Annotated in this window: 9 protein-coding genes; 2 read left to right on the forward strand and 7 right to left on the reverse strand. The window is 62.6% G+C overall.

Annotated features, from left to right (window positions below; translation table 11 throughout):
* Nucleotides 1–21: 21 nt before the first annotated feature.
* Together Q0602_RS00645 and galU are read right to left on the reverse strand one after the other, a co-directional pair.
* Nucleotides 22–1,302, reverse strand: coding sequence for a nucleotide sugar dehydrogenase (locus tag Q0602_RS00645; protein WP_295036169.1), 1,281 nt, complete (start codon nt 1,300–1,302; stop codon nt 22–24).
* Nucleotides 1,303–1,306: 4 nt separating this feature from the next.
* The gene (gene galU, locus Q0602_RS00650; protein WP_298837418.1) at nt 1,307–2,194 is read right to left on the reverse strand and encodes a UTP--glucose-1-phosphate uridylyltransferase GalU; all 888 of its coding nucleotides are present in this window, start codon (nt 2,192–2,194) and stop codon (nt 1,307–1,309) included.
* A 277-nt stretch (nt 2,195–2,471) separates the two neighbouring features.
* Between galU and ubiG the strand changes: the two genes are divergently transcribed.
* Nucleotides 2,472–3,227: a bifunctional 2-polyprenyl-6-hydroxyphenol methylase/3-demethylubiquinol 3-O-methyltransferase UbiG gene (ubiG, locus tag Q0602_RS00655; protein WP_298837421.1), complete on the forward strand. Its 756-nt coding sequence runs from the start codon at nt 2,472–2,474 to the stop codon at nt 3,225–3,227.
* Nucleotides 3,224–3,901 carry an HAD family hydrolase gene (locus Q0602_RS00660; RefSeq protein WP_298837424.1) on the forward strand — a complete coding sequence of 226 codons (678 nt, stop codon included), beginning with the start codon at nt 3,224–3,226 and terminating at the stop codon, nt 3,899–3,901. The genes ubiG and Q0602_RS00660 overlap by 4 nt, the downstream gene beginning before the upstream one ends.
* Nucleotides 3,902–3,908: 7 nt before the next feature.
* Here the strand turns inward: Q0602_RS00660 and Q0602_RS00665 are convergent, their stop codons facing one another.
* The 5 genes from Q0602_RS00665 to tolA form a co-directional block, all read right to left on the reverse strand.
* Nucleotides 3,909–4,667 (reverse strand): YciK family oxidoreductase, encoded by a 759-nt coding sequence (locus tag Q0602_RS00665; RefSeq protein WP_298837427.1) that lies wholly within the window; start codon nt 4,665–4,667, stop codon nt 3,909–3,911.
* Nucleotides 4,668–4,715: 48 nt separating this feature from the next.
* Nucleotides 4,716–5,549, reverse strand: a complete 834-nt coding sequence (gene ybgF, locus Q0602_RS00670) for a tol-pal system protein YbgF (RefSeq protein ID WP_298837430.1) — start codon at nt 5,547–5,549, stop codon at nt 4,716–4,718.
* An 18-nt stretch (nt 5,550–5,567) separates the two neighbouring features.
* On the reverse strand, nt 5,568–6,080 hold the full coding sequence (gene pal / locus Q0602_RS00675; RefSeq protein WP_149434874.1) for a peptidoglycan-associated lipoprotein Pal: 513 nt from the start codon (nt 6,078–6,080) through the stop codon (nt 5,568–5,570).
* A gap of 47 nt (nt 6,081–6,127) precedes the next feature.
* Nucleotides 6,128–7,432: a Tol-Pal system beta propeller repeat protein TolB gene (gene tolB / locus Q0602_RS00680; protein WP_298837434.1), complete on the reverse strand. Its 1,305-nt coding sequence runs from the start codon at nt 7,430–7,432 to the stop codon at nt 6,128–6,130.
* A gap of 11 nt (nt 7,433–7,443) precedes the next feature.
* On the reverse strand, nt 7,444–8,100 hold a 657-nt coding region (gene tolA, locus Q0602_RS00685), incomplete at its 5' end, for a cell envelope integrity protein TolA (RefSeq protein WP_298837437.1).

Raw genomic sequence — 8,100 nt, forward strand, 5'->3', positions numbered from 1 at the left:
GGCGTTCTCCTGGATTCGGGTCTAGGCGCGGCGGCCGATGCCACGGTAGACGAACCCGCGGGAGGCAACGTAGGCCGGATCGTAGATGTTGCGACCATCCAGAACGAGCGGCGTCTTCAGCGCTTGCAGCAGCCGCCGCCAATCCGGATTCCAGTAACACTTCCACTCCGTGACCAGCATCAGGGCATCGGCCCCCTCGCAAGCGCTGTAGAAATCGCCCTCGCACAACACCAGTTGCGGATGGTCGGGGTAGAGTTCGCCCAGCGCATGCAGCGCCGCCGGATCATGGACCCTGACCGTGACACCCTGGGCCCACAGCGCTTCCAGCAACGTCAGGACCGGAGCGTGATCGATCCGTGCCGTCCCGGGCTTGAAGGCGGCCCCCCAGATGGCCACGGTGCGGCCTTCCAGTTCCCCTTTGAAGTGGTTCCAGAGCTTGCGGAACAGCGTCTCTTTCTTGCCTTCGTTGATGTCGAGGACGTGCTCCAGCAGATGGGACTCCCGCCCCGTCGAGTGCTGGACGTCGGCCAGACGCATCAGGTCCCGGGAGAAATTGGGCCCGCCGAAGCCGCAGCCAGGGTAGAGATACTCAAAGCCGATGCGGGTATCGGCCCCCATCCCCTGGCGAACGTACTCCACGTCCACGGCGAGCGAGTCGGCGAGGCCCGCCAACTCGTTCATGAAGCTGATCCGCGTCGCCAGCATGCCGTTGATGGCCAGCTTGGTCAGTTCGGCGGCACGCCTGGGCATCAACTGGAACACCTCATGGCGTCGATTGAAGGCCCGCAGCAGTTCGCGTATCTGCCGGGTGCCCCACTCGTCTTCACTACCCAACAGCCAGTGCGCCGGCCGGGTGAACGTTTCCCAGGCACGCCCTTCCTCGATTCGATCCGGCAGCGCCACGGCCACTTGACCGGCGTGCCCCAGCAGAGCCTCGAGCTTCTCCGTCTGGCCTACCGGGAACGTGGAATTGTTGACGATGATCAGCGGCGTGCTCTGACGTCCAGGAACCTGCCTGACGTAACTTTCCGCCGACTCCCGCTGATCTGGGGAGAGTGCCAGCCAATGGACGTCGGCGTCGGTATCGGTCGGCACCTCATCCACGATCGTCAACTGGCCGGAATCTTCACCGGCCAGAATCTGGTCCTTGAGCCCCGGCTCACTGATCAGCCAGTCGGCACTCGCCAGGCTCTCCCAACGAAAATCGGCATGTGGCATCCAGGTAACCTGATGCCCAACCGAGCACAATGCGGCGGCGGCGGTTGCCGCAGCCAGTTCGCTACCATGTACGACCACGCGCATCGACTTAATCCTCGGCCGCGTATTGCTGAATCAACTGACGGAAACCCTCGCCCAGGGTCGGATGCTTCCGCCCCAGGGCCAGCGTCGCCTCGAGGTAGCCGAGCTGGCTGCCACAGTCGTAGGTCTGCCCCTGCATGCGATAGGCCGCAGCACCGCTATTCTTGCGCAGCGTCTCGATCGCATCGGTCAGCTGAATCTCGTTACCTGCGCCGGGGGGCGTTTCGGCCAGAATCGGAAAAATCTCGCCCGGGAGCAGATAGCGGCCAATCACGGCCAGCGTGGAGGGCGCCTCCTCGACCTTGGGCTTCTCGACCATGCCGGTCAGCGGTGCGCTCTTGCCGGCGGCGGGCTCGTCGCCCTCGAGGGCGACGATGCCGTACTTGTATGTCAGTTCCCGGGGAACGGTTTCGACCATGATCTGGGCCTTGCCGGTATCGTCGAACGCCTTGATCATGCCGGTGAGATCGTTGCTGGACATGCCATCGTCATCGATGACCACATCGGGCAGTAGGACGGCGAACGGATCATTGCCGATGACCGGGCGGGCGCACAGGATGGCATGGCCGAGCCCCAGCGCCTCCGGCTGGCGTACGCTGATGATGTTGACGTCGTCCGGAATGATGTTGCGCAGCTCCTCGAGCAGTTCGTTCTTGCCCTTGGCCTCGAGCTGGGTCTCGAGCTCGAAATGCTTGTCGAAATGGTTCTCGATGGCGCTCTTCGAGGAGTGGGTGACCAGGACGATCTCCTTGATGCCCGCCTTTACCGCCTCGGTGACCACGTACTGAATCACCGGTTTGTCGACGATGGTGATCATCTCTTTGGGAATCGCCTTGGAAGCGGGCAAACAGCGGGTGCCGAATCCGGCGACGGGCAGTACGGCCTTGCGAATCATCTTTTAGGTCCTTCCCTTCCTGGGTATGAAATCAACGATTGCCGGTGTCCCGACTTCGTATCCTTCTGCTAGCTTAGCGGGCGAGAAGCCGAAAGCACAGTCGCAGAAAAGCGACAAGTCCAGGCGCTTGCCCGCCAACCCGCTTTTCGTCGACGTGGTCTCCAGGCAAGCTACCGTCCATAGTAGAATATCGCAAAGCGATGCACCGATGCGCGATACCGCGGCTTGGCCGATCGACTCGACGGTGCGCCGACATTCCCGGAAAGGAAATCCGTTCATGACATCATCACCTCACGACGACGCTTCTCTTCATCACAACGTCGATCATGCCGAAATCGCCAAGTTCGATGCGCTCGCCAGCCGCTGGTGGGATCGGGAAGGCGAGTTCAAACCGCTGCACGATATCAATCCGCTGCGTCTGGGCTTCATCGATTCCCATGTCTCCCTGGCCGGCAAATGCGTCCTCGATGTGGGGTGCGGTGGCGGAATCCTCAGCGAAGCGATGGCGATGCGCGGCGCCGAAGTCACGGGGATCGATCTGGGCGAGGCGCCCTTGGCGGTCGCCCGACTTCACCAGATGGAGAGTGGCGCGGAGGTCGACTACCGTTGCACCAGCGTGGAGGCGATGGCGGAGTCGCATGGCGGCGAGTTCGATGTCGTGACCTGCCTCGAGATGCTCGAGCACGTGCCGGACCCGGCTTCGGTCGTCGCGGCCTGCGCCAGACTGGTCAAACCCGGCGGCCACCTGTTCTTCTCGACGATCAATCGCAATCCGAAATCCTATGCCTTCGCGATCGTCGGCGCCGAGTACGTGCTGGGCCTGCTGCCGCGGGGCACCCACGAGTACCGCAAGCTGATCCGCCCTTCCGAGCTTTCCGGCTGGTGCCGGCAGCACGGCCTGCGGCTCCAGCATCAGACCGGGCTGACCTACAACCCCCTGTCCCGGCGCTACCGGTTGAATCCCAATGATGTTTCGGTCAACTACATGGTGCACGTGCGTCCGGAGTGGACCGGCGGCGGCGACGACACATGAACCATGCCCCCCTCCCAAAAGCGCTCTTGTTCGATCTCGACGGGACCCTGATCGATACCGCTCCCGACCTGGCCGAAGCCACCAATCGGTTGCGAGAGCATCACGGGCTGGCGAGACTTCCCTACGATGTCATCCGCGCGCAGGTCTCCAACGGGGGGAGCGCCCTGGTGACGCTGGCGCTGGAGTTCGCCAGCGACCACCCGCAGCACGCCGGCGCTCGTCAATACCTGCTGGATCGTTATGCGGAAGTCGTCGCCGACAATAGCCGGATCTACCCGGGGCTGGCAGATCTCATCGCGCGCTGGGAAGCCGAGGCGCGGGGCTGGGGGATCGTGACCAACAAGCCCAGGGCCTATGCGGAGCCACTGATCGAAGCCCTCTCATTGCGGCCCGGGGTGCTGGTCTGTGCCGATGATCTGCCTGTCAGGAAACCCGAGCCGGAACCGCTGTGGTTCGCCGCTCGTCGGCTGAACGTGGAACCGGGCCAGTGCTGGTATGTCGGGGACCATCGGCGCGACATGGAAGCGGCCGAACGAGCCGGCATGACGGCGATTGCCGTACGCTACGGCTACATCCCGGACGAAGAACCGCTCGATGAGTGGCCGGCGGACCACTGGTTCGAGACGTCGGAGTCTCTGGCCGACGCGCTGCTGGCGTCACTGGGGGCCCGCTAGACACTACTCAGGTTTTCGGGGGCTGGGCATCGAAGGCTTCGCCACTGATTCCCTCGCTCTCCGAACCCATCAGCCAAAGATAGGTTGGCATGATCTCTTCCGGTGTACGGAGCACCTGGGGGTCTTCGTCCGGGTAGGCTGCCCGACGCATGGCAGTGCGCGTGGCGCCGGGGTTGAGAGAGTTGAAGCGAATGCCGGAACCGTGATGCTCGTCGGCCAGAATCTGCATCAACCCCTCGGTGGCGAACTTCGAGGTCGAATAGGCCCCCCAGTTGGCTCGCCCTCGTCGCCCGACACTGGATGACGTGAACACGACGGACGAGTTGTCCGATTGACCCAGTAGCGGCAGCAGCGCCTGGGTCAGCCCCAGGGTCGCGGTGAAGTTGACCTGCATTACCTTGGCCCAGAGCTCCAGATCGTAGGACGCCACCGACACCCGATCACCGAGGATGCTGGCGTTGTGCAGCAATCCGTCCAGGCGCCCGAACTCCTTCTCCAGCTTGGTGGCCACCGCCAGGTGATCCTGGACGGTCGCACTTTCCAGATTGAGCGGGAATATCGCCGGCTGCGGCGCGCCCATTGCTTCGATGGCGTCATAGACCACCTCGAGCCGGCTGACACTGCGTCCCAGCAGAATGACCGTGGCGCCGTGGCGCGCATAGGTCATCGACGCGGACCTGCCAATGCCGGTGCTGGCACCGGACACCAGCACGATCTTTCCGGCAAGCAGGTCCGCGGGCACCTGATAGTCGATGTGGCAGGTCATAGGGGAGCGTCCTGAGTCATGGTGTCGGGGTATCGGTAAACGATCCGGTCAGCCCATCTGATTGAGGAAATCGCCCGCCATCTGCGCGGCGTTGCTGTCGGGATAATCGCTACGCACCTGCTGCAGCAATTGCCGACTGCCCTCGGTATCGCCCTGACGCGCCTTCAGCAGACCCAGCTTGTATAGTGCATCCGGCACCTTGTTGCTCTGGGGATAATCGCTGATGACGGTGTCGAACGCCTCGGCGGCCTGATCGAGCTGGGACTGCGCCGAGTAGAGTTCCCCCAGCCAGTAGTGAGCATTGGGTAACAGGCTGGACTGCGGGTAGTCGGCGATGAAGCGTTGGAAGGCGTCGATGGCGGCGCCGAACTGGCGTGACTGCACTTGCTGAAACGCTGCCTGATAGGCTTCCCGCCCGTCATCACCCGTCGCACTGGATGAGGTCGGACTGCCCGCGGCGCTACCGGCTTCGCCTTCGGCGCTCGCCGAGGCACTGCCGCCGGAGACGGCGTTCGCGGTGTCGCTGTCGACGTCGGATCCGTTCAGATCGTTGCTGGTGTCTCCAGCGCCGCCTGAATTCGCCCCGCCGCCGGAAATACGGTCATCGAGATCCAGATACTGTTGCTGGGTCTGCTGCTTGAGCTGATCCAACTGGTAGCGCAACTCCTCGACTTGGCCGCGAAGCTGCTGGATCTGCTGCTTGTTGTCCTGTAGCTGATTGAGGATCGTCAGGGTGCCGCCGCCGCTTTGGCGGGCTTCCGTCTGACTGTAGAAGCCGTTCGACTGACCGGTGAGGTCATCGATGGCCGGTTGCTGAGCCCATACGGACAGCGGGAGCACCAGGGCTCCCGCGCCGCACAGTCTTTTCAGACCGTGTTTCATGCTTTTCTCCGTCGCTGCTTAGTACGAGAATACGACGCGACGATTCTTGGCGTAAGCTTCTTCGGTGTGGCCCTGAACTGCCGGACGCTCTTCGCCGTAGCTGACGATCTGGATCTGTGACGGGGAGACACCCTGAACGGTCAGGTACTGCTCGACCGCCTGCGCACGACGCTCGCCGAGGCCCAGGTTGTACTCGCGAGTACCGCGCTCGTCAGCATAACCCTGAAGGGTCACGTTGGTGTTCGGGTTGGCCATCAGATACTGAGCGTGGCCGCGCAGTACCGATTCGAATTCGGGGCGAATTTCTTCGCTGTCGAATGCGAAATAGATGGTGTCGACGCTGGGACGCTGTTCATTGGCGCCCATCTGCGAGCCCGAGGTGCCCTGTCCGGAAGTCATGCCCTGTCCGGACGTGCCACCGGAAGTGCCATTCATGTCCCCTTCCTGGGTACCGCCACTGCTGGAACAGCCAGCCACTACGGCTAGCGACAGCGCGACTGCTAACGTCTTGGCGTAGGTCTTCATTTGCATTGTCATCTCCTTGCTCGGATGTCGAATGACACAATGACTGTAGTCGTTTAGTTCAAAAACGGCGACCACGCGGGTTCGCGTACGTCACCCTGCGCCGAAGGCAGTCGGAAAGACGCTCGTCCATCCGAAGAAACTGCCCCCAACACACCTTGCGCCCCTTGCTGGGTAGCGAAGATTACCATGGTGCCATTCGGCGCGACACTGGGCGATTCGTCCCAACGTGAATCCGTCAGGACCGTCACCCGACCGGTGTCGAGATCCTGCTTCGCCACGTGATAACCGCTGTCGTCACGAGTCACCATGAACAATGATTTTCCATCCGGTGCAAAACGTCCATCGGAATTGTAGTTGCCGGTAAAGGTCACCCGCTCGGCCTGGCCGCCCGTTGCCGACATGCGGTAGAGCTGCGGCGCTCCGCTGCGATCGGAGGTGAAAATCAGGGACTGGCCGTCCGGGGACCAGTCGGGCTCGGTCTCGATGGCGGGATTGGTGGTCAGTCGGGTCAACTGACGAGTTGCCAGGTTCATCACGTAGATCTCCGGCTGTCCATCCTTGGAGAGCGACATCGCTAGCTTGCGGCCATCCGGCGACCAGGCCGGCGCCCCATTGATGCCGCGGAAGGATGTCAGGCGGACCCGCTCTCCCGTGGAGGCATTCTGCACGTAGATGGCCGAGTTGCCGGATTCGAACGATACATAGGCGATCTTCTGACCATCCGGCGACCAGGCCGGTGACAGGATCGGATCGTCGGACGACAGAACCTGCTGGCCGTTGTGTCCATCGGCATCCGCCACGTAAAGCGCATATCGCGCGTTGTCGCCGGTACCGCTAGCCGAGACGTAGGCAATACGGGTGGAGAAAGCACCCCGGATCCCGGTGATCGCCTCGAAGATCTGGTCGCTGATGTAGTGGGCGCTGGCACGAAGATCGCCACTTGACGAGGTCAGCGTCTCGCCCAGCATGCGCTTGCCTCCCAGTACGTCCATCAGTTCATACTGGATACGATATTGGTCGCCCTGGGGCTCGATTTTCCCGACCACGAGATAGCGGGCGTCGACACGTTTCCAATCGTCGTAAAACACATCTTCACTGCTGCTCGGCAGTGACACGAGAGAACTGCGGCTCAGCGGCGAGAACTGGCCGCTATGCTCGAGGTCGTCGCTGACGATCTGCGCCACATCCTGCGGCAACCCGCCTTGCCCACTGAATTCAAACGGCACGATGGCGATGGGCGTGGCCTGATCGCTGCCGCGGGTGATTTCGATGGTCAGGTTCTGCGCCTGAGCCGTGGCCGCCAGACACCACAGCGACACCAGCCAACCAGCGGCCAGGGTTTTCCATCCTTGAGACATCCATCGTTTCATCACTGTATATCCCCGGGTGTGAATTTGAGATTGAAATCGCGGAACCGCCGCTGCAGCCCGGCATCCAGTTGCTGCAGTTCGCGGAACGGTGCCGCGGCTTCCACGGCCTGCGTGGCCGAGCGATCGAAGCTGGGGTTGCCGCTGCTACGGGTGATGCTGGCTGCCAGCAATTCACCCGAGGGCCCGAGCCTCACTCTGACTTGCGCCACCAAACCATTGTCCACGTTGGCCGGCAAGTGCCATCGGTCCTCGACGGCGCGCTTGACCAGATTGATGAAGCTGTTCGAGGCCTGATTGGACTGCTCCGCATTGGCGATTCGCTCCTGCTCGTTGGATATGGAATCGCTCAGTGCCTCGGCTGCCGCCTCCTTGGCTGCCGCTTCGGCCTGACGTTTCTTCTCCGCCTCGGCTTCAGCCTTCTTCTTGGCCTCTTCGGCCTGGCGCTTCTTCTCCGCCTCGGCTTCAGCCTTCTTCCTGGCCTCTTCGGCCTGGCGCTTCTTCTCCGCCTCGGCTTCAGCCTTCTTCTTGGCCTCTTCGGCCTGGCGCTTATTCTCCGCCTCGGCTTCGGCCTTCTTCGCCTCCTCCGCCTGGCGCTGCTTGGCCGCCTCGGCTTCGGCCTTCTTCGCCTCCTCCGCCTGGCGCTGCTTGGCCGCCTC

This window comes from uncultured Salinicola sp. (assembly GCF_937921195.1).
Taxonomy (GTDB): Bacteria; Pseudomonadota; Gammaproteobacteria; order Pseudomonadales; family Halomonadaceae; genus Salinicola.

Coding starts and splice junctions, on each gene's coding strand:
- tolB (WP_298837434.1), bottom strand. CDS start 7,432: ATGTCTCAAGGATGGAAAACCCTGGCCGCTGGTTGGCTGGTGTCGCTG.
- Q0602_RS00665 (WP_298837427.1), bottom strand. CDS start 4,667: ATGACCTGCCACATCGACTATCAGGTGCCCGCGGACCTGCTTGCCGGA.
- Q0602_RS00660 (WP_298837424.1), top strand. CDS start 3,224: ATGAACCATGCCCCCCTCCCAAAAGCGCTCTTGTTCGATCTCGACGGG.
- Q0602_RS00645 (WP_295036169.1), bottom strand. CDS start 1,302: ATGCGCGTGGTCGTACATGGTAGCGAACTGGCTGCGGCAACCGCCGCC.
- galU (WP_298837418.1), bottom strand. CDS start 2,194: ATGATTCGCAAGGCCGTACTGCCCGTCGCCGGATTCGGCACCCGCTGT.
- ubiG (WP_298837421.1), top strand. CDS start 2,472: ATGACATCATCACCTCACGACGACGCTTCTCTTCATCACAACGTCGAT.
- ybgF (WP_298837430.1), bottom strand. CDS start 5,549: ATGAAACACGGTCTGAAAAGACTGTGCGGCGCGGGAGCCCTGGTGCTC.
- pal (WP_149434874.1), bottom strand. CDS start 6,080: ATGCAAATGAAGACCTACGCCAAGACGTTAGCAGTCGCGCTGTCGCTA.